Genomic DNA, 21,213 nt, shown 5'->3' with positions numbered 1-21,213 from the left:
GTCGATGGCCGCTGCCGAGGGTAAGTTTCAGGAACTACATCAGTGATGGGACGGGTTTCGTTGCGCGGGGGTGAGTTGGCTCTTCCATTCATCAGGCAGGTTCTTAACCCAGCTATTGTATACGTTGGGAATGGCAAGAACTCCTTGCCCGCCATAGCCCGCCAGACCACTGATGCGGTCATCAGTGTGGGTATTGCTGTTGCTTACGAGCGAAACCCGGCCTGCCACTTCCGCATCGGACACATTGCCGTCATTGTTGGGATCGACGTCAACGACAATAAGCTCATTGGAGAATTTGCTGGTGACATAGGCATAGTATCCCCCACCCTTTTTCGCACCAAAATTTGCTCCGTGGCAACCCGGATCGCAGGGAAGCATCTTCACCACGCGGTCGGTGCGCGTATCGATGACTATAATCGATTGACCCATATTAGCCACCACTACTGCGCGACCATCCGGGGAAACGGGCAACTGAATCGGAAGGATGCCGACCGTTGCCAGTCCGTCCCCATCCCGGTCCTGGATTGTTCCGTCAATGGGGTTATAGTCGGCAATGAGGTTGATGGTTTTTAGTAACGACCCATTCCTGTCGAGCACGCTCACGCTATGATGCAACAGGTTCGCCGCGTAGGCTTTGCTCGAATCAGGCATCATGCCGATAGCGATGGGGTGAGCGCCCGGGGCAGATCCTCCCGTAGGTGTTCTTTCCAGGATGACTCCGCTGTCGATGTCATAGAAGCCGACATCATTGGTAAAGATGTTTGGCGTCACGACCTGGTTTCCGTCCGCGCTGATCCAGTGCCCGTGGGGGTTCGCGGCTAGCTGGCCGGATTTCTGCGTGGGCATTATCTCCTTGACCTTGGTTGTGCCCGCCGGGATGATCGACACTCCGTCTTCTCCATTATTGGTGACTGTGATGTCGTCATTGTCCGGGCGGGTCATGACATGAGCAGGGGCCTCGCCCACGCGGATGTTTTTGATCAGCTTGCCCGTCTTTTTATCGATCATCGTCAGTTTGTTGTCAAACCATTGCGTCTGAAAAACAATCGATTGATCCCTGTTGGTCCACATGTTATGGGGATTATTCATATTGATCTCCGGCAGGGCGATCTTGCGGGTTACTTTCCAGGTCGTGGTGTCAACGACGGAAATGGTGCCCGGTTTGCTCTTGCCCGCCGTTTTTTCAAACTGGGTATCGACCCATACCTCGCCCACCCCATGGATACGGGGGGGAACCGGTGGTGTCAAGACGGTGTTGTTGCCGTACCGGGCGATCAGCACTTCCGACAAATTCACGGAAGCTCCGCCGGTGATGCGGACCGAAACGTTGGGATACGTTATGTTCCATGGCTTGCCGGAAGTGTAATCCTGCCAGTTGTTGGGAGCGGTGGCGACAAAGAAGGTTCTCAGCAGGAAAGTGGCCAAATCGCTGCTAGTGGGCAGGTTCTTTATGCCCGGGGCCAGATCGATGGTTTCGCCGAGATCAAGACCATCGGTGGCGGGATCGTCCACGATCACCGCGCCAAACATGTATGGATGCACCTTGCAGGTAAATACGTATAGACCGGGTTTGGACAAATGTAGCAGCCCCCCGCCTTTATAGGCCCTGGCCTGGTCAAATGGCAGGTGCGGCGCTCCACTGGGCCATATCAGGCTGGTGATCGAATGTACCGTGTTGGTGTCCGACATGATGAAATTGACGCTTCCGCCGGGAGGCAGGACTTCCAGCGACCGGGTGCCGCCGGTAATGCCAAATATAGTGTCGGCGCGGGCGCTCCTGAACCAGCTGCTTGGTTGATCCGAAATTATGAAAGTGACGAGGCCGGGGTCGTTGCTGGTATGGCCAAAAATAGCTCCATGGGGAGATGCGCCGGCGATGCTGGTTCCCATTTGCGGGGAGCCTACGGGATCAACCCTGAAGCTGCCGTGCATCCCTGCTTCCATGTGGGAAAATAAATGGCAGTGGTACTGCCAGTTGCCTGGCCCCACGCCAGTGCCTGCTTTAACCGTGAACGCATGGCTATCAAAACGGTCGGCTAACAGTTTCGTATCGATAATGCCAGGGGTGCCGCTGTGTTCGACGGTCCCTTTCGATAAATCGTGGTGGCGGTGATCATCGTCGTCATCTCCGTGCCGGTCGCCATCCCCATCTCTTCTGAAATGGGAGTAGTCATCCCTGTCCTTGTCATGCCGGGAAGCGCTATCCTTACCCTTTCTCGTTTCTGTAACTGGTTTGAGCCATCGGTGGGCATGCAAGTGAAAGGTGTGCCCCGGTCCCACCGACAGGATATGGAATCTCACAATGTCGTTATGAACGGCGCCCAGAGTGGGATTGGTCCACAGCGGTGTCTGTGTGCCGTCCTGGGAAATTTCCGTTCCCCAGAAGGTTGAGCCGACCATGAACAGGACTTGCTGCTTTTTGACGTCCTGTCGCTTCACCGGAACAATGCGCCCGTCAGCGTCAAGGTAGCTCTCCACCTTCCCGTCGGGCCTGTCAACGACGATTGCGCCGAACAGGCCGGTAAGCCCCAGTTTCTCGTCGTGGTAGAGGTGGGTGCCCCGTGCGCTGGTATCTACGCTATAGTTTCCTGTTTGGCCCGGCGCGACCGTTCCGCCATGTGAAAGGCCGGGTACCTTGAAACCTACTTTTTCCTTGGTATTGTTGACGAGCTGCACGCTCACCGAGTCGCCCTGCTTTACGAAAAGGGTCGGACCTGGGATGACGGCGGTACTGGGGTAGTGCGAGCCCTGGTTTCCACTATGGCTGACCATCTTGTAGCCAGGTTGCCCGTTAGGCAGTATTTCGGCTGACAATACAATGTTGTGGGAAGCAGCCAGGGCCATGGTTGAACCGAGTGGCATGGCTGCGATCAGCCCGAGTGCCATCGCAGTCAATAATTTCATTCTAAGTGTAAATTTGTTCATCCTTTGTCCTCTGATGTCCTGTTGGGGCGTTTTATTATTGGGTGACATTAAAGTCGCCCCTCATGCCCATCAAACGATTTGAGAAATTTTTGTCGAGATAATCTGTTGAATGTGAGGACTTGATGGTGAAAACGTGGTTTTCGAGCGGACCGATGTCGGCTCTGTCGATGAGGTTATTGGTTCCGGGATCAACCCATCTGTAACCTTTGAGCCTGAACTGATGCAGGTCGGTTCCCATCGCAATCAGATGAAACCTCACATTGTCCCCATGTTTTGCGGTCAAGGCAGGGTTGGTCCAGCGGGGCGTTTGCTGCTTGCTGACGCCATCTATCTCCGTTCCCCAAAAGGCATCATCGCCCAGGAAAAGCACATAATCCTTCTTGATGCTATCGACGGATACGTTCCGGATTCTGCCTTCGGCGCTTGCAGTAACTGTCCCTGATTCCGGGTTGACAATGAGGGCGCCGAACAGCCCCCGGTGTTCAGAGCCATTGTGGGTCGCGAAGTTGTGGTCGTGATACGGCCAGGTGCCCGCTGTGCCCGGCGCCACATCCCAAAGATAAGTATAAAAACCGACAGGGTAGGCGCCTTCATCTTCAACCTTGTTGATAACCTTCAGCGTGCCGTCGCTGAGGATCATGTAATGGACGCCGTGGGGATGGACGCTAACCTGCTGATCGGGCCGCATGGTTAAGCCATTGCGAATAGTGAGGACCACCTTGTCCCCTTCATTGAGAACAATCGTCGGACCTGGAACCGTAGCTTCGGTGCTGTAGCGGGATGTGATATCAGCGCCGTTGACGGTGTGCTGAACCATCCGGTAGGCAAGCAATCCATCAGTGATTTCTTCCGCGGTCATTTGAATCCGGTGATCGGCGCTGACGCTTTCCCCAACGGGTAGAAAAAAAGCCGCGAGAAAGAGGGCTGACGGTATTATCAGGCCAGTGCGAAAGCGTCCGAATTGCGTCGAGATTGAGGTGTACCCGGCGTTATCAGAAGCACAAAACTCCCCGATAGCATGGCTTCGTCGAAACTTCATTTTTGGAAGGCTCCCTTGGTTGATGAGTTAGTTGACACGAAACAGAGTCGGACGCGAATTGCCCGGCTTGAGCTGGTTCGCGTTGATTCTTCAGCTGTTCAATCGGACAGTGCAGCGGCGCAACCCATTGCAGTGATCGTGACTGACCATTCCTGACAGGAGAGTTGAAGTGCCGAGTGCCGTATTGAGGAGCCATAAGTCAGGCTCCCCCCGATGGCGCTATTTTTTGTTGGTGATTATGAGTTACGAAGGGAGGAAGACCACGGGAGGGTTGTACTTATTTGCTTAAGAAGATGTACTTGTTTTTGGAGTTGTATCAGTACATTTGCACCGAGACATGGAGGAGCGTAAAGAGGCGGAGAGGGTAGGTGCGGCACCCTCCGCACTTGAGCGGAGCTATAAGCCGGGGCTGCGGTGCGCCGAGCGCGGCTCGGTAATTCCTACGTCGCGGTGATGAAGTTTGGCAAACATGAAAAGATCAAAGCGGTTCGTGATCTCCAGCTTGCTGAAAATGGATGTCAGATGGTTTCTTAACGTTTGTTCGCTGATGCACAGCTTTTGCGCGATTTTCTTATTGGAAGCGCCCGCTTCGTTTGCAAACGCGGTGACGATGGCACGCTCTTTTCGGGTAAGCGCACCGATTTTTTTTGTGATAGCGGTGGGCTTTTGGCCAGCACGAATAAAGTTGATAAAGATACGTCCTGTCGTGCTTCTGTCGAGCCAAAGTTCGCCAGCATGAACTTTCTCGATTGCCTTGAGTATGTTGTGCGTGGGCTCTTCTTTGAAGACTACGCCTCGCGCTCCATTCAGCACAGCTTCGTCGATGGCGGCCTGGTCGTGACACTCTGTGAAGATGATTATGTGAAATTGTCCTTCCCTGAGCAAATCCGGGATGAGGTTTCCGCCTTTTTCTACTCCAAGACAAAGGTCGAGTAAGAGAATATCCGGTTTTTTTTCCCTTGCCACGTGCGCGGCCTCAGGCCCGTTGGTCGCTTTGCCCACGACCTCCATGCTCGGCGACTCGGCGTTGATAAGTTTTTCCAGTCCCCACAGAACGATCTGATGACTGTTAATGAGCAGGACACGGATGGACATGATGAACGTGGAGATGTAAGTTGATTTTTTTTTTGCCACGATTGGAAGTTAAAAAAAGCATAGTTTAAATTTTTACATTACGCAAATAGGGTTATTCGTTTGCGCATGGTTAAAAAGTTGGCTTTTTTTCAAAGCGTTACTATGCGAATGTAACGGCGACGAAGATGGCAGTCCGATTGGGATTGATTTCAAGATTTATAAGGATCGGTATAGTTGCGTCGCGCCCGAGCGGCAGATATTTACCGGAAAACGGCAGTCAATGTTTTTTCGACATGAATAATTCATCAGTCCCCAGCCGGGCTTGACATTTGCTTCGGTCCGCGATATTGCTTGCGACATTGCTGGGAAGCTAATATGATTCCCACGGATTCTCGGGGTCAATCTCACCCGTTCCGTCATTTTTTGGTAACACCCAAGCTCTACACTCTACGTTTCAGGACGCTTGCGCTCCGTGCTGTGAAAGTCTATGAATAGATTGAAAAATAGTGAAGTGAAGTATCGTTGGCCGCTGCCACGCCGCCACTCGGCGCAAGGATTTACGTTGCTCGAACTGCTGGTCGTGATGGTCATTATTGGATTGCTGGCAGGCTATGTCGCTCCCAAGTATTTTTCTCAGGTGGGCAAGTCTGAGGTAAAAGTTGCGCAAGCGCAGATTGATGCCCTCGAAAAGGCTCTGGACCAGTACCGCCTGGACACCGGCCACTACCCGACTACGGAACTAGGGTTGACCGCATTAATGACACGTCCGGCGAACGAGCCGAAATGGCAGGGACCATACCTGAAAAAGGCGGCGCCACCGGATCCATGGGGACGGCCGTATATTTACAAGTATCCGGGTGAACGCGGGGAGTACGATTTACATTCGTTGGGAAAGGATGGTCAGCCCGGCGGTGCGGGAGAAGCGGCGGATATCACCAACTGGTAAGTTGCAATGCGCTATCAAGTAAAAGCTGTGCTTGCCGGGCGAGGCACGGTATTTCTTGAACTCGACGCCGATAGCGCGGAAGACGCGCGTCTCCAGGTGCTGGCGCAAGGCGGGATGGTGCTGAATGTCAGGCGCCGGTTTTCAGGCTGGATGCCGAAGCCGAGGTTGCGTTTTCCGCTGGCGCACTTCAGCCAGGAACTGCTTTCGCTGCTGGTAGCTGGACTCAGTCTGGTGGAGAGTATTGAAACACTGGCGGATAAAGAGCAGGACGCCGGCGTACGTAAAATTATCGAGGAGCTGCTTGCGCGGCTTTACGAGGGTGTTACGTTCTCCCGCGCATTGGAGTTTTTTCCGCAAGCATTCCCCCCGCTTTACGTCGCGACCGCAAGGGCAAGCGAGCGTACCGGCGACCTGCCTGAGGCGTTAACGCGTTTCATAAATTATCATACACAGATGGATCTGGTCCGCAAGAAGCTGATCGGCGCTTCCATTTACCCTGTGCTCTTGTTGTTGATCGGGTTGCTCGTGGGGCTGTTTCTCCTGGTTTTTGTTGTGCCGAAGTTCAGCGCCATCTACGAGGATGTAGGCTCGGATTTGCCTTGGCTCTCAATGCTGCTTATTGAATGGGGGCATCTTGTGCAGGAACAGGGATGGCAGATGGCGGGTGTTGCGGCAGCTGTGCTGGCGCTAATCGCTTATGGCATCACCCGTCCGGCATTCAGGGTGCGGCTGATCCAGCAGTTATGGCGTATTCCAGCCATTGGGGAACGCATGCGGGTTTATCAGCTCGCCCGATTTTATAGGACATTAGGCATGCTGTTGCGCGGCGGCATCCCGGTGGTGAAAGCCTTGGAGATGGTGGACGGCCTGCTGCAACCGCACTTCCGACCAAGAGTGCGCGCCGCTGCCCTTCTGATCCGCGAAGGAAAGACCATCTCAAACGCAATGGAAGCTGAAGGGCTGACTACGGCGGTCGGCGACCGCATGTTGCGGGTGGGTGAAAGAACCGGTCTCATGGGTGAGATGATGGAGCGCATCGGCAATTTTCACGATGAAGAAATCGCGCGCTGGGTAGAGTGGCTCACCAAGCTGATCGAACCGGTGCTGATGGCGGTGATCGGGGGCGTGATCGGGGGGATAATCATTCTTATGTATATGCCTATATTTCAGTTGGCGGGAAGTGTCGGTTGAACCAGTTGATCGAAGCGGAGGTCCTTCAGGCCGCAACAGGGACAGGGCGTATTGATGCGCATCAGCTTGCTGAGGCGCGCAGGGAGGCCTCGACGCGAGGCGTTCCGATAGTCGGTTTTCTGGAGGAAACATATGGCCTCGAGCCCGATCAACTGATAGCGGAACTGGGTCGGTTGCTGCGCATGCCTGTGCTGACAATGGAACGCCTGCGCGCATTCACCCCCGCCTTCGAAGTGTTGCCTTTTAACGAAGCCGTTGCCGAGGAATGCGCGTTGTTTCGCAACGGCGAGGAATACATCCTTGCGGTCGCCAATCCGTTTTCGCCGAACTTGAGAGCCTGGGCGGAAGACCGTATCGACGTTCCCGCGGCATGGCATCTGGTTCATCCGGCGGACTTGGTCGCCTTTTTTGCACAGCAGGAACAGACCATGCGCGCCATGGATACTTTGCTGCCCGCAGCGGCAAGCCGAGAAAAACAGGCGGGTGAGGAAGATCTTTCGCTCAAATCGATCAACGAAGGGACCAGCCCGGTGGTGCGTTTGGTGCATTCCACGTTATATGACGCGCATAAATCACAGGCAAGCGACATACATCTCGAAATGGTACCGGGCGCACTTTCGATCAAATACCGGATCGACGGTGTTCTGACCAGCATCGGGGTGGTGCAAGGCGCGGATTTGGCGGAACAGGTCATTTCACGCATCAAGGTGATGTCTGATCTGGATATCGCTGAACGGCGCGTGCCTCAAGACGGTCGTTTCAAAGTTTCCATCCAGGGAAGGGAAATTGACTTTCGCGTATCCATCATGCCCAGTATTTTTGGGGAAGACGCGGTGTTGCGTATTCTTGATCGGCAGGCGCTGGCCGATCATGTGGAGGGCCTCACACTGGATCATCTTGGCTTCGAACCGGCCACAATGGCGAGTCTGCGCCGGCTCAGCGCCGAACCCTACGGTATGCTGCTGGTGACCGGGCCCACAGGCAGCGGGAAAACGACGACGCTTTATGCCGCCATTTCCGAAGTAAACACCGGCCACGATAAAATCATTACCATCGAAGATCCAATCGAGTACCAGTTGCCCGGTGTCCTGCAGATACCCGTTAACGAGAAGAAGGGGCTGACCTTTGTGCGCGGTTTACGCTCGATTCTGCGTCACGACCCCGACAAAATAATGGTTGGAGAAATTCGCGATCCGGAGACGGCGCAAATCGCGATCCAGGCGGCATTGACCGGCCATCTTGTGTTTACCACCGTTCACGCGAATAACGTGTTCGATGTCATCGGCCGTTTCTCGCATATGGGGGTCGACCCCTACAGTTTCGTTTCGGCCCTGAACGGAATCGCCGCACAGAGATTGGTCCGCCTGCTCTGCGCGCATTGCGCAGCCGAAGAGCGTCCGGACGAGCAATTGATAGCGGCATCCGGAATTACTCCGGAACGGGCGGAAACCTTCCGGTTTCGCGCCGGAAAAGGCTGTGGCCAGTGCCGGGGCAGCGGTTATCGGGGACGAAGCGCGATTGCGGAGATGCTGATCTTGAATGATGAAATCCGCGAACTGATCGTGGCGCGTGAACCCATACGGCAAATCAAGGAGGCAGCGAAGCGTAATGGCACTCGTTTCCTTCGGGACGCAGCGCTCGAGATGGTGCAGTCTGGGCAGACGAGCTTGCAGGAGGCCAATCGTGTCACCATTGTGGCGTGACCGGATGCAGGTTTTTCTTGCGCCCGAACGGGTCGATATGGCGCGGCTGCGCAAGGGTATAAAGCCGAAGCAAGCGGCTCGGGTTGCCGCCACGTGCGAACAGAAGCCGGGGTTGCCCGCGTGGGAGGCTCCGCTTGAGCAATTCGAGCGGATAATCGAACACGCCGGCGGAGTGGACATAAGCATCACCATTTCCAACGCCTTTGTTCGCTACGTAGTCCTGCCCGCTCAGCCATCGATTGCGACCCCGGCCGAATTGCACGCCTATGCCGCGTTTCAGATGCGCGAGGTATATGGCGACCGGGCCGCGACATGGGTCATCAGCGTAAGTGGGTGGGATCCGTGCAGCGGGGGGGTATGCGCTGCGATTGAGCGTAGTTTTCTGGAACGGATGACGGAAATCAGCTCGCAGCGCAAGGCGAGGCTGAAATATGTCGAACCCTATCTCACGGGCGCTTTTGATCACTGGTACAAGCGATTCAATAGCAACCGCGCATGGTTCGCATTGTTGGAAACCGGACGGGTTTGTATCGCCTTGCTGGAGAATGGCGCGTGGCAACGCATAAGTAACCAGCGAATCCTGCACGATGTGGAAGATGAACTGATCTCGGTGCTTCATCAGGAGGCAACACTCTTCTCCGGAAGCAAGGAAGCGGACGAGACGGTCTACCTGTTTGCGCCAGAGCATCAAGAATTCGCCTTGCCGGAGGACTGCGGATGGCGCATTGCTCCGCTGCAGACTGAAAGCATGCCTGCTCCGCCGCATTATCCAACCATTGCCGAAGTGACGGCCGGGGCAACCTGATGCGCCGCCTTGGACTCAGATTTCCGGACACCGGCGGCGGGGCGGAGCGCGTGGGCTATATCATTATGTCGCTTGGCCTCATGATGTTGGGCGCTGTGTTGTATGAGTTCAATCTGGCCATGAACGAGGTGGCGTATTGGGATACCCGTATCGCCAGCGTTGAGCGGCGGGTTCAGCGCACCACGGCGCCCCAGGGCACTTCGTCTTCGTCATCGTCATCGTCGTCGTATGTCGGCCGCGACATGAAGCAGGAGGTAAAAAAAGCCAATGCGGTAATGAGCGAGCTTGATTTGCCGTGGCAAGCGCTTTTTGATTCGGTCGAATATGCCGCCAACCATGATGTGGCTCTGCTCTCCTTCCAACCGGACCCTGCCGGTCGCATGATGCGTATCGGCGCGGAGGCAAAGAACATTGCGGCGATGCTGGATTTCGTCGGCGCGCTGGAACGTGAGCCGGTGCTTAAGGATGCCCACCTGCTCAAATATGAAATCAAGCGGGACGATCCTCATCGGCCCGTCATTTTTCTGTTGACCGCAATATGGGCCTAAGTTTTTTACAAAACACTTGGCTGCGCATGCGCTGGCAAGCGGAACGGCTGGGTACCCCTGGAAAAATCGGTTTCGCGCTGTTTGTCTTTTCCGCAGTGTTTTTTTTCGCGGCAGTGTTACCGCGGCGCGCCGAGTCGAGCGCGCTTATGATCAAGGCGGAAACGATGCAGGCGCAATTGAAGGCCGAACCCGCGCGGACAAGCACAAGCGGCTCAGGCATCCGGAAGGCGGTACAAGGACATGAAGGGCTGCAGGTATTTTACGAGTTTTTTCCGAGTTTTGATTCCACTCCGTTCTGGATTAACGAGGTGGTACAGTCCGCGGCAGAGCACGCCGTAGAGATAAGCGGGACCGAGTACCGTCTGGTGCGGGAGAAGGAGGTGAAGCTCGCGCGCTATGAGATGCTGGTGCCGGTGCGGGGTAAATATTCCCAGGTGCGTGGTTTTATCGCCGGTGCGTTGCGTGCCGTTCCGCCAATGGCGCTGGTGGATGTTGCGATTAAACGTGAAGGGGTGGACTCGGAGTTGCTGGACGCGAATCTCAAATTCAATCTCTATCTGAGCGAAGGCCCGGAATGACAGGAGCGGGGGCACCAAGCGGGCGGCGCACATTATGGCTGGGGGTGGCATTGCTAGCCTCGCTTCTTGCCGCCCAATGGGTCAGTGGAGAGGATGGCACTGCGGATCTGGAGCAGGTTAAAGAAGAAGCAACTCCACGAAAACAGGCTCCTACGGCTGAAATTCGCTCGTCGAGCGAAAACGCGCGGGAAAATGAACTGCTTCGGCTCGATCGATTGGAGCGCAGGAAATTCAGCACCCAGGCCGGAGACATTTTTCGTGCTCAATCGTGGGCACCCCCTCCCCCTCCCCAATCTGAGGCCGAAAAAAATCAACCGCCTCCACCGCCGCCGCTTCAATTCAAATATCTCGGCAAGATTATTGAGGGTGAGGAAACCCAAGTATTCCTTGCGCTGGCTGAACGTAATTATATTGTCAAGCCAGGAGAGAAAATCAATAGCCAGTACCGCCTGGATGAGGTGAACGACCATGCAATCATCGTTACTTATCTTCCGCTCAATGCCAAGCAGATGCTTGCCACTGCACCGGTCGGAGAGATTCGATGAGGGCGGGAGCGGTTGTTCTGTTTGTCGCGTTCCTGGTCATGTTCGCGGGGTGCGCAACCAAGAAAGAGTTTACGGAAGGCAAACGCCTGATTGCCGAAGGCAAGATAGACATGGGGCTTGCCAGCCTCGAAGAGGCGGCAAGAAAGGAGCCGGATAATCTTGAAATCCGCACCATACTTGCGCGTCAGCGAGAGGCAGTAGCGGCGCGTCACCTGCTGGATGCAGATATTGCGCGCTCGAAAGGCGATGTCGCTTCTGCGGAGCAAGGCTATCGTCGCGCACTGGAGATAAATCCACACAACGATCGCTCCCAGGAAGGCTTGGCCGGGCTGGACATGGACCGCCGCCACGGTGTGATACTGAAACAGGCGGAAGAACTGATGGCGCGAAAAGATTATGTGGCCGCCGAACCGGAGCTCCGCACTGTTCTGCAGGAAAATCCGCAGCAGAAGGACGCCCGCCGTCTCCTACAACTCATCACGGACATGGAGTTCCAGGCTGAAAAGGTCGGGCCGGTTCTGAAAACCGCGTATAAAAAGCCGGTTACGCTTGAGTTCCGCGACGCCGGTCTGAAATCCATCTTTGAAATAATGGCGCGCGCCGCGGGGATAAACGTCGTTTTCGACAAGGATGTCAGGCAGGATACTAAAACCAGCATTTTTGTGCGCGATACCAACGTTGAGGATGTGTTCAAGCTCTTGCTCATGACGAATCAGCTCACCCATAAGGTGCTTAACGAAAACTCGGTGCTGATCTATCCGAATACGCCCGCCAAGCAGAAGGAGTATCAGGAGTTGAGCGTCCGCAGTTTTTTCGTTGTGAACACCGATGTGAAGCAAATCGTCGCCATGGTCCGAGGACTGGTCAAAACCAAGGATATGCACGTCGACGAAAGGTTGAATTCGTTTGTCATGAAGGATACGCCGGATGCGATCCGCCTAGTCGAGCGACTGGTTGCCGTGAATGACCTCGCTGATCCGGAGGTCATGCTGGAAGTCGAAGTGCTCGAAATCAGACGCGATCTTCTGCGCAATCTCGGTTTCTTATACCCGGATCAGGTTCGGGTGAATATGCTGAACGCAGCCACGGCTGCTGCTGGTATTCCACCGCCAGATTTTCGAATAAGTTCCGCCGGAATCAATGGTGGCACCGGGGGCCTGGATAACCTGACGGCTATCATCCTCAACCCGGCATTGGTAATCAATCTCAAGCAAACCGAGGCAATTATCAACGTTCTAGCCAATCCCCGCATCCGGGTGAAAAACCGGGAGAAGGCAAAAATTCTCATTGGCGATAAGGTTCCGGTAGTCACCACCACCGCGACCGCCAACGTCGGCGTGGCGTCCTCCGTGAGCTATCTTGAAGTGGGGCTCAAGCTGGACGTCGAGTCCACAATCACCTTGCAGGACGAGGTCTCGATGAAAGTCAGCCTCGAGGTGAGTAATATTGTCAAAGAGGTGCCGATAGCAAATGGGGGCCTCGCCTATCAGGTAGGGACCCGTACCGCCGCCACCACGCTTGCGCTTAAGGATGGAGAAACACAGGTTCTCGCGGGATTGATCAGCGACGACGAACGCGCAGCGCTTACGAGAGTCCCGGGATTGGGTGAACTGCCATGGGTTGGGAAACTGTTTACGAACCAGAATTTCACGCGCAATAAGACTGAAATTGCGCTTCTGATAACCCCCCGTATCGTCCGAAATATCTCCCGCCCGGCAAGAGCGGACAGTGATCTTCATTTTGGCACCGAGAACGCGGTAGGGGCGCGTCCCGTCACAATCAAAAAGAGCGCACCCAATTCGCTAGCAATGGCACCCACGGGGACCGGTGGTGGGGCTGGTTTGGCCGCCGAGTCTGCAGTTCCAACAGACGAGCCGAGGCCTTCCAGGGATGCTGCCCCTGCCGCCGATGGCGTTCCTGTCCTGATGCTGGTGGGACCCGAGCAAGTGCTTGCCGACAAGGAATTCGCGGTCAGCGTAAGCCTGGGCGGAGCCGACGCGCTGCCACCTGCAGAGCTGGAACTCAGCTACGACCCGAGCGTACTGGAATTGCTGGATGGAGGCGAGAAATCAGGATCACGGTCGTTGAAGCTGGGTAAGGGAGGAGGATTTGCGGAACTGCGATTCAAAGCGGTTGCACAAAAACCGGTCACAACCCAAGTCTCGATCAAGAGCCTCACCCTACAGGGCGAAAGCGCAGGTCTTCCGGAAGTTCCATTGCCGCCTGCCGTCAGTATTGATATCCGCTAATCGTTGGAATCCATGGCGACAAGAGAGTTCGTCGCAAGGCTAAAAGCCGAGAGCGGTTTTAGTCTCATCGAACTAACCATTGTGGTCGCCATTATGGCAGTGCTGGCCTCCTCGGCTGTTCCCTTGTATGAGCTGCATGTGAAGCGGGAAAAAGAACAGGAATTGCGGGTGGGACTGCGGCAGATCCGGGAAGCAATCGATGCGTACAAACGCGCGGTCAGTGACGGCCGGATCGCCAGGAAAGCAGATGAATCGGAATACCCGCGCAAACTGGAGGATCTGATCACCGGCGTGCCGGACATCAAGGACCCGGAAAAGCGCAAAATCTATTTTTTACGCCGGTTGCCGCGCGATCCAATGTCAGAGGACCCTTCGTTATCCGATGCGGAAACGTGGGGGAAACGCGCTTACGAAAGTCCCCCGGATAATCCGCAGGAAGGCGACGACGTTTTTGATGTGTACTCGCGATCTCAAAAGACCGGCTTAAACGGTATCGCTTACGACAAATGGTGAGCAGCGTTAGGAAAACTTCTTAGTAAGCCTGCCATACGCCTCCGGGGACTTAATCATGCAGAACAGGCAGGGGGAAAATCAAAGCGGCGCATTAATCCCTGACAAGGGCTATCGCGGCTTTACCCTGGTCGAACTACTGGTCGTGATGGCAATCATCGCGACCCTGCTCAGCATTGTTGCGCCTAAATATTTCAATTCGCTGGACCGGTCAAAGGAAACAGTGCTCCGCCAGGATCTGAATGTCATGCGCGACTCCATCGACAAGTTTTACAGCGATACCGGCAAATATCCGGCCGATCTCGCCGAGTTGGTGGAGAAGCGGTATTTACGCGCCGTTCCGGTTGACCCTCTTACTGAAAGCGCGGATACATGGATCGCAGTTCCTCCCGCGGACGGGTCGGGGGGCTTGTACGATGTCCAAAGCGGCGCGCCAGGACAGGCGAAGAACGGAACATATTACGGCGCCTGGTAGCTGAAAGATGGAAAGGTGTCGCATGTCTAGCATGTGCAATGAAAAAGGTTATACCTTCATCTGGATAATGTTCGTAGTTGCGTTCGCCGGCATTGCGCTGGCTGGCGCGGGGCAGGTGTGGAAAACCGAAGCGCGGCGTGAGAAGGAAAAAGAGCTTTTATTCGTCGGAGAACAGTTCAGGCTCGCGATTGGATCGTACTACGAGAATTCTCCCGGCGCCAAGCGCTATCCGGATTCGCTCGAAAAATTGCTTCTCGACAATCGCTTCCCCACCGCCACCCGGCATTTGCGCAAGATTTTTCATGACCCGATGACTGGGGTTGCCGAATGGGGATTGATCAGCCGGCCTGGCGTCGGGATTACCGGGGTACACAGTCTCTCGGCTCATAAACCCCTTAAAAAGGCAAATTTTCACGAGCGCTACAAGTCTTTCGCAGAAGCGGACAGCTATCGCGAATGGAAGTTTATTTATTTGCCGGGCGAGGCGGGAGGCGGAGCCTCCCAGCCGCAGGCCCAGCCTCAGAATCAGACCAACTCCCCTTTCGATCAAAAACAACCCGCTCAACCACAGGCTGATCAACAGCAGCAAACTCAACCCGGTTCGTCCATGTTTCCGGCTTCACCAGACCCATCGGGCGAGAATGATTCCTTGTTCCGTCGGCGGGAGCCACCACGTGAAGGCGTAAACCCGGGCTGATACGTAGCCCCCGTCGCACTATCGCTTGTCATATTGCACAGGCGATGGCAACGGGAACGCGTGCGGACAAGGTTGCAACCCGAGTTCCAGTCACGGGAAAACAAATGCCAAAGCCGGTGCCATGAGCTTTTCCGCCTACGCCATATTCACGTAGATGACACATGATCTTAATGTTTCTGTCATGCGAACGTCCGAGAATGCTACGGTTGATAGAAGTTCAAAAAAAACCGTGTGCCCAAGATTGTGACCGGGGACGCGCATAACATAAAGCCGGGCATGAGAGACACTGAAAGGTTTATTGCTCTGACGGAACGAGAAATCGAGTATCTGTTCCGGATTATAGATTCATCTACTTGCATAACGCAGCGACATCAATTTTTTTTGTGGGCACAGGGGGAGGTGCAGAGTCTCCTGCCACATGTCATGCTCGTTTGCATATTCGACGACGGGTCTGAAGAATCCATCAGTATCGAAAAGTTTAGCCGCACGGAATTTTGCGCGGCCAAATTTTCCGACCTTTGCCGTGCGGAGGGCGGAATCATTTTCCGCCTCATGTCCGCCTGGAGCGCGGACGAAAATCAGCCGTTGCTGCTGTGCCCGAGTAAGCCTCAGGCCATTGCGTACCGCCAATTCGCCAACGACCTCAAGCGTGACGCTCTGGATCGCATTGCAGCGCACGGAATGCATGACACCAGCGGCCGTACAAGCAGTTTTTTCGCCTTCACACAGTTTTCCGTCCCCTTGACCGAGCGCCATGCGTATTTCCTCGAATTATTGATGCCTCACATGCACACGGCATTAGTGCGGATGCTGTTCCATGAACGGCATCGGAAGGACGGGGCTGTTACGGGGAAAAACAGGAAACTCATTACTGATCGCGAAACCGAAATCTTGCGCCATGTTCAGTCCGGCAAGAACAATCAGGAAATTGCGCAGTCGCTCAATATCAGCCCTCTTACCGTAAAAAACCATATGCAGAAAATCTTGCGCAAGCTGGATGTCAATAACCGTGCGCACGCCGTGGCTAAAGCAATGGCATTGAAGATCACGCTCTAGGGGCATCGTCATAGGACCTCCCCACGGTCGCAGCCTTCCAACCGCCTTACGCTGCAACCAGTGGCCGGCCCGGCAGTGAGGTTCCGCATCGCCACCGTTTGAAAAGCATATTTCCCGTTATCCGTCATCGCATCTCACGCTCCAGTCATTATCTCTCACATAGTCCACCTCCCGGTTCTTTCCCGCCTGAAGCATAGTCGTCTAGAAAATCGCCGTCAGCAGCATCGCCGGCCTTTGTAACCTCGCGCTCTACCGTATAGTCCGAACGCTCCATGAAAAGCGAGTCGTGCTAACGATATACCGTCACATCCCATCATTACCATTCGGAGGCGGAATGGAACAGCGATCGCATTGCTGAGCCGTGACGACAGGCACAGAAAAATAGCCGGAAAGTATCACGAAAAGCAAGACAGCCCTTCACAAGCGCTTAACGGTGTTTTCATACACTGGCGGCGGCCGGTAAGAAGTGTTTGCGATGGTCAGGGATAAAGCCAAACCCGTTGCGAAGCGGGGACGGAAAGCTACGGGTCTCCCATAAGGGGAGGCAGCCGGGTTGCTCCAAAGATGTTAGATGTTGACCGAAGAGACTTGGACATATCGACCCATGGTCGACTGGCCTGGTCAGATCTCAGGCAACTCATTAATTCATTTAAGGGAGCATCAGCAATGAAAATAGAATTAAAACTCAAGGCACTCGCAGTCGCGGCAATCATGGCCGCGGGAACCCCCGCCTTTGCCGCCATCGACGGCGGTCCGAGCGGCAACGGCGAGCTCTTGCTCAACGTACGCTACTACGGTGGCGATTCCGCTACCACCGGCGGTGACGACATATCTGGCCTGTTCGATCTCGGCTTCAAGATGGACGATATGATCGCAGCGAACGGCCAGGCCGGCTATACCAAAAGCTGGGATCTTAAGACGGGCGATTACGGCGCATCATGGAGCCAGCTGACCAGCTTTGTTGGTGCGTCTAATCTTGGTAAGATGGAATTCAACGTAATCGCGCTGGATGATACCGATCGGAATCTTAAAGGCGGTTCACGTTACCTGACCACGGGCAACGTTGACGCATTCCCGAGCCAGGGCAACGCCAACGTGAAAACCATGAACGGCATGGACAAGTATGTCGATGCCAACAACAGCCGTGGCACCCATGGCACCGTCGTTAATGGCGCCAGCGTTGCCACCGCGACGGACCCTTCCGATACCTTCTTCGGCGCGATTAACGGCTTTGGGCAGGGCGATACCTGGCTTCAGAAGACGACCGTCGACACCACACAAGCTGTGGGTACAGATCAGAATTTCTGGTTTCTGACCACCTCTTCCACTTCGAACTTGGCCCAGGCCACCAAGACCCCCTTCGGTTTTGACCTGAACCACGACGGCACCATCGGTGCTGGCGAATTCACCAAAGTTTCGTTAAGCGAGGCAGGTGTTCTTACCATCACCAGCCCCGTGCCTGAAGCCGAGACCTGGGCCATGCTGCTCGCCGGCCTGGGGATGCTCAGCATGATCGTCCGCCGCCGTACGGGCGTCTAATCGTAAATCCGCTGAAGCTTTCCTCTATCTCGGAAAAGAAAGCGCAGGGATTTGTTGCAGTATTCAATCAGTTAAAAAAGGACATAAAATGAAAATGAAACTGAGTAAAATCGCCCTGGCCATCGCATCGCTGGGCACGGCTCCGGTTGCTTTCGCGCTGACTCCCGCTCAGATCGCCGCCGGCCCAACCACTTACGTGTGGCTGTCCGGCGCATCTGCGCCCACCAATGCAGTGTTCCGCAGCGTGATGTCGCTTTGCAACGGCTTGGCCGGCAACGGCGGCACCAATGATGCGCACATGTATCTGGAAGCCGCCGGTACCGAACCAGGCAAGAGCAGTGGAGACCGCGTGGCGTATGCCTGTACCATGAGTTCAGCCGCCGGTTCGCTGGCCGGAAAGAAAGTCGTGGTATACCACACGGTTGAGGGCGGTTCGTTCAACGCCTACGCACCGCATCTGAGCATGGCCGCCGAGCCCAATCCCAACGGCTACCTGCCGGGTAATCTGAAGCGTATCAACAATCTGGCGTTGCTCGGTGCCGGGGGCAAGTGCGCCGGGGGTGCGGCTGGCTCGACGAGTGTGACCTTGAACGGTGTAGCCTATAACATCGGCCGCTACAACAACTGCGCCGACGTCGTTACCAAGACCTTCACCGCTTCGGTCAAGGGTGATGCATCCGCGCTTCCCGGGCAAAGCTATCCCGACGGCGGCTTTTCCGATACCGAGTATCTGATTAACAAGCAGAACCTGGCTATCCGGGCGGAACTCGGCGAGATCGGTTCAGAGGTGGCGACCAACATCGGCCAGGCCTTCGGCGTAGCGGTAAGCTACCCCCTGTACCACCAATTGCAGAAGAATGATGTTACGGCCGGGTTGTTGGCTGCCACTTGCGATGATGGTTCCGCAACCGCCCCCAATCTCACCCCTGCCTGCCAGCCCAGCATGCCCGCCCAGCGCTATACCTCTATCGCCTCCCAGGGCACCATCGGCAGCGTGGACGGTAGCCTGTTCGGCGGGCCTGCCGGTTCGATAGTAAACCTGGCGCGCCGCGTCCCAACCTCCGGCACTCAGTCGGCGTCCAATATACGTTTCCTGGATAAGCCTTGTGCCACGGGGACGTCCCAGGGTGCGCTGGAACCGGCACGCGCCACTGACAGCACCGGCACCGCGATTGTCACCGAGCAGTCCAGCACAGGCGGCGTGAAAACCGCGCTCAACACGGCGACGGGTGCAAACCAGTTTGGCTTGGGCGTAATGTCGATGGAAAACACGCCGGCCCCGACCGCTACCGCTGATCGGTGGGCGTTCGTCAAGCTGAATCGTGCCTCCCCCAACACCGACGCCCAACAGCGCGCGGAAGCGATGGATGGCTCCTACGACTTCTGGTTTGAACTCGCAGCGTTCACTGCCGGGGGCTCCGTCAGTCCCGCCAGTGCCTCGGGGGCGGCCCTGATCTCGGCCGTAACCACCACGCTGGGTGAAAGCGATCTGAAGGGTATATTCGCCACACCGGTGGCCGGTTCCAGTGGTCCCACCGGCAAGGGTGCACGTCTCGGCAATTCCTGCCAGCCTGCGTTCCAGTAGGCTTTTCACGTTATCAGGACGGTGCAACGCTGTCCCGACCCTGTGAAAGGGACAGCCCATCCCGGGCTGTCCCGTTTTGCGCTTATAAGAACAAAAATAAGAATGCTTCAGTTGAGCTCTCAAATCGTGCGAATGGCGAAAAAAGCGCTGTGTGCAAGCTGCATGTTGTGCTTGATCGGCCTCATGCCTATGTCGAGCGCATATGCACAAAATTCACAGTTTGATGTATTCGAATACCGCGTCGAAGGCGCCACGTTATTGCCTGTTGCGGTGATCGAAGAAGCAGTTTATCCGCACCTTGGCGAAGTAAGAACCCTCGACGATGTGGAGCGGGCGCGCGACGCGCTGGAGCGTGCGTACCACGCCGCGGGCTACCTGACCGTGCTGGTGACGATTCCCCAGCAAAAAGTGGAAGATGCGGTTGTGCGGCTGGCGGTGACGGAAGCGCCAGTGAAGCGCTTGCGTGTGGTGGATTCGCGCTATTTCAGTCCCGCTGATATTAAAGCCACGATACCCGAGTTGGCCGAGGGGAAGGTTCCAAACTTTCCGGAAATGCAAAAACAGCTGGCGAGCCTGAATCGTTCCGCCGATCGCCGCGTCACGCCGGTCCTCCGAGCGGGAAAGACGCCGGGTACGGTGGAAGTCGATTTGAAAGTGAAGGATCAGCTTCCTCTGCACGGCAGTATCGAACTGAACAGCCGCCAGATCCCGAATACAACACTTACCCGGCTCAGTGCAAATGTAAGTTGGGACAACCTTTGGCACCGGCAGCATAGCCTTGGCCTCACCGGCCTTGTTGCACCGCAGAATCCGGACGAAAGCAAGGTATTTTCCGCCAATTACACAATGCCGGTTCCGACCGGCGGCTTCCTCGCCTTATACAGCGTCTATTCTGATTCCAACGTAGCGTCAGTGGGGGCGCTTAATGTGCTGGGCAACGGCGTAATGGTCGGTGGGCGCTATATCCTTCCCCTGCCGGGCGTCGATGGATTCTTCCATACCGCCACCCTGGGTGTCGACTACAAGGACTTCGGGCAGACAGTCAATCTGATTGAGGGCGGTAATTTCAACACGCCCATCACGTATATGCCATTCACTGTCGGATGGGATGGCACCTGGGTTGGCGGCCGAAGTGCCACCAAGCTTGGACTCTCGCTGAATTTTCACCTGCGCGACGTGGTAGGAAGTGAAGCCGAATTTGCCAACAAGCGTTTCAAGGCACATTCAAACTATATGTTTCTGCGTGGTAACTTTTCCCATACCCACACCATGCCCGGGGGGTGGGGATGGACGGGGCGTGCGACTTGGCAGATTGCAGCGCAGCCGCTTATCAACAACGAGCAGTCCATCGTCGGCGGGATAAATACGGTGCGCGGCTACCTCGAAGTTGCGGCCTTGGGCGACGACAGCGCAACCGGACAATTTGAAGTCTTTACCCCCAACTACGCCGCCTATCTGATCAGGCCAATCGACGAGTTTCGCTTGGTGGCTTTTATCGATGGCGGGGTCGTGCGCGTGCAGCAGCCCTTGCCCGGCCAGATAGACCGGTTCGACCTGGCGGGTACCGGCATGGGATTTCATCTCAAAGCATGGAAGGGAGCGTCCGCTGACTTTAGCTGGGCGCTTGCGCTTGAGGACGTTAACAGGACCAAGGCGGGAGACAAACGGGTGCATTTCCTGGTGCGGCAAGCGTGGTGATGAGATCGAGCTGGCGCTCGAATACATCGCCCCAACGCCCGATCGAAGCC

At 55.6% G+C, this 21,213-nt stretch carries 18 protein-coding genes and 1 riboswitch; of the genes, 15 read left to right on the top strand and 3 right to left on the bottom strand.

Going from position 1 to position 21,213, the window contains the following annotated elements:
* Positions 1-39: 39 nt before the first annotated feature.
* From R5L00_RS06225 to R5L00_RS06215, 3 genes are all read right to left on the bottom strand, one after another.
* Positions 40-2,925: a multicopper oxidase domain-containing protein gene (locus R5L00_RS06225; RefSeq protein WP_317653780.1), complete on the bottom strand. Its 2,886-nt coding sequence runs from the start codon at positions 2,923-2,925 to the stop codon at positions 40-42.
* A 34-nt stretch (positions 2,926-2,959) separates the two neighbouring features.
* Positions 2,960-3,964 (bottom strand): multicopper oxidase domain-containing protein, encoded by a 1,005-nt coding sequence (locus tag R5L00_RS06220; protein WP_107693570.1) that lies wholly within the window; start codon positions 3,962-3,964, stop codon positions 2,960-2,962.
* A 396-nt stretch (positions 3,965-4,360) separates the two neighbouring features.
* Positions 4,361-5,059 (bottom strand): response regulator transcription factor, encoded by a 699-nt coding sequence (locus R5L00_RS06215; RefSeq protein WP_317653779.1) that lies wholly within the window; start codon positions 5,057-5,059, stop codon positions 4,361-4,363.
* Between the two features lie 466 nt (positions 5,060-5,525).
* On the opposite strand from R5L00_RS06215, the gene gspG reads away from it, so the two are divergent.
* The 15 genes from gspG to R5L00_RS06140 all read left to right on the top strand — a co-directional run bounded on the left by gspG (position 5,526) and on the right by R5L00_RS06140 (position 21,163).
* Positions 5,526-5,984: a type II secretion system major pseudopilin GspG gene (gene gspG / locus R5L00_RS06210; RefSeq protein ID WP_317653778.1), complete on the top strand. Its 459-nt coding sequence runs from the start codon at positions 5,526-5,528 to the stop codon at positions 5,982-5,984.
* 6 nt (positions 5,985-5,990) lie between these two features.
* Positions 5,991-7,175, top strand: coding sequence for a type II secretion system F family protein (locus R5L00_RS06205; RefSeq protein ID WP_317653777.1), 1,185 nt, complete (start codon positions 5,991-5,993; stop codon positions 7,173-7,175).
* Positions 7,172-8,878, top strand: a complete 1,707-nt coding sequence (locus R5L00_RS06200; protein ID WP_411555593.1) for a GspE/PulE family protein — start codon at positions 7,172-7,174, stop codon at positions 8,876-8,878. Before R5L00_RS06205 ends, R5L00_RS06200 begins: the two co-directional genes overlap by 4 nt.
* Positions 8,859-9,683 (top strand): hypothetical protein, encoded by an 825-nt coding sequence (locus R5L00_RS06195; protein ID WP_317653776.1) that lies wholly within the window; start codon positions 8,859-8,861, stop codon positions 9,681-9,683. The genes R5L00_RS06200 and R5L00_RS06195 overlap by 20 nt, the downstream gene beginning before the upstream one ends.
* Positions 9,683-10,231, top strand: coding sequence for a fimbrial assembly protein (locus tag R5L00_RS06190; RefSeq protein WP_317653775.1), 549 nt, complete (start codon positions 9,683-9,685; stop codon positions 10,229-10,231). Before R5L00_RS06195 ends, R5L00_RS06190 begins: the two co-directional genes overlap by 1 nt.
* Positions 10,222-10,809 carry a hypothetical protein gene (locus R5L00_RS06185; RefSeq protein ID WP_317653774.1) on the top strand — a complete coding sequence of 196 codons (588 nt, stop codon included), beginning with the start codon at positions 10,222-10,224 and terminating at the stop codon, positions 10,807-10,809. Before R5L00_RS06190 ends, R5L00_RS06185 begins: the two co-directional genes overlap by 10 nt.
* On the top strand, positions 10,806-11,354 hold the full coding sequence (locus R5L00_RS06180; protein ID WP_317653773.1) for a secretion system X translation initiation factor: 549 nt from the start codon (positions 10,806-10,808) through the stop codon (positions 11,352-11,354). Before R5L00_RS06185 ends, R5L00_RS06180 begins: the two co-directional genes overlap by 4 nt.
* Positions 11,351-13,603 (top strand): secretin and TonB N-terminal domain-containing protein, encoded by a 2,253-nt coding sequence (locus R5L00_RS06175; RefSeq protein WP_317653772.1) that lies wholly within the window; start codon positions 11,351-11,353, stop codon positions 13,601-13,603. Before R5L00_RS06180 ends, R5L00_RS06175 begins: the two co-directional genes overlap by 4 nt.
* Before the next feature lie 12 nt (positions 13,604-13,615).
* Positions 13,616-14,116 (top strand): type II secretion system protein, encoded by a 501-nt coding sequence (locus R5L00_RS06170; RefSeq protein ID WP_107693579.1) that lies wholly within the window; start codon positions 13,616-13,618, stop codon positions 14,114-14,116.
* Between the two features lie 55 nt (positions 14,117-14,171).
* On the top strand, positions 14,172-14,588 hold the full coding sequence (locus R5L00_RS06165) for a type II secretion system protein (protein ID WP_107693580.1): 417 nt from the start codon (positions 14,172-14,174) through the stop codon (positions 14,586-14,588).
* Positions 14,589-14,619: 31 nt separating this feature from the next.
* Positions 14,620-15,285 (top strand): type II secretion system protein, encoded by a 666-nt coding sequence (locus R5L00_RS06160; protein WP_317653771.1) that lies wholly within the window; start codon positions 14,620-14,622, stop codon positions 15,283-15,285.
* A 276-nt stretch (positions 15,286-15,561) separates the two neighbouring features.
* Positions 15,562-16,341 carry an XrtB/PEP-CTERM-associated transcriptional regulator EpsA gene (gene epsA, locus R5L00_RS06155; protein WP_317653770.1) on the top strand — a complete coding sequence of 260 codons (780 nt, stop codon included), beginning with the start codon at positions 15,562-15,564 and terminating at the stop codon, positions 16,339-16,341.
* A 480-nt stretch (positions 16,342-16,821) separates the two neighbouring features.
* A riboswitch (cyclic di-GMP riboswitch) is annotated at positions 16,822-16,902 on the top strand.
* 105 nt (positions 16,903-17,007) lie between these two features.
* On the top strand, positions 17,008-17,880 hold the full coding sequence (locus R5L00_RS06150; protein WP_317653769.1) for a PEP-CTERM sorting domain-containing protein: 873 nt from the start codon (positions 17,008-17,010) through the stop codon (positions 17,878-17,880).
* An 88-nt stretch (positions 17,881-17,968) separates the two neighbouring features.
* Positions 17,969-19,465 (top strand): hypothetical protein, encoded by a 1,497-nt coding sequence (locus tag R5L00_RS06145; protein WP_107693582.1) that lies wholly within the window; start codon positions 17,969-17,971, stop codon positions 19,463-19,465.
* 183 nt (positions 19,466-19,648) lie between these two features.
* Positions 19,649-21,163 carry a ShlB/FhaC/HecB family hemolysin secretion/activation protein gene (locus R5L00_RS06140; RefSeq protein WP_317653768.1) on the top strand — a complete coding sequence of 505 codons (1,515 nt, stop codon included), beginning with the start codon at positions 19,649-19,651 and terminating at the stop codon, positions 21,161-21,163.
* Positions 21,164-21,213 lie beyond the last annotated feature (50 nt).

Origin of the sequence: Nitrosospira sp. Is2 (genome assembly GCF_033095785.1) — a bacterium.
In the GTDB taxonomy this organism is placed as follows: domain Bacteria; phylum Pseudomonadota; class Gammaproteobacteria; order Burkholderiales; family Nitrosomonadaceae; genus Nitrosospira.
This window is presented reverse-complemented; position numbering and strand designations above follow the sequence as displayed.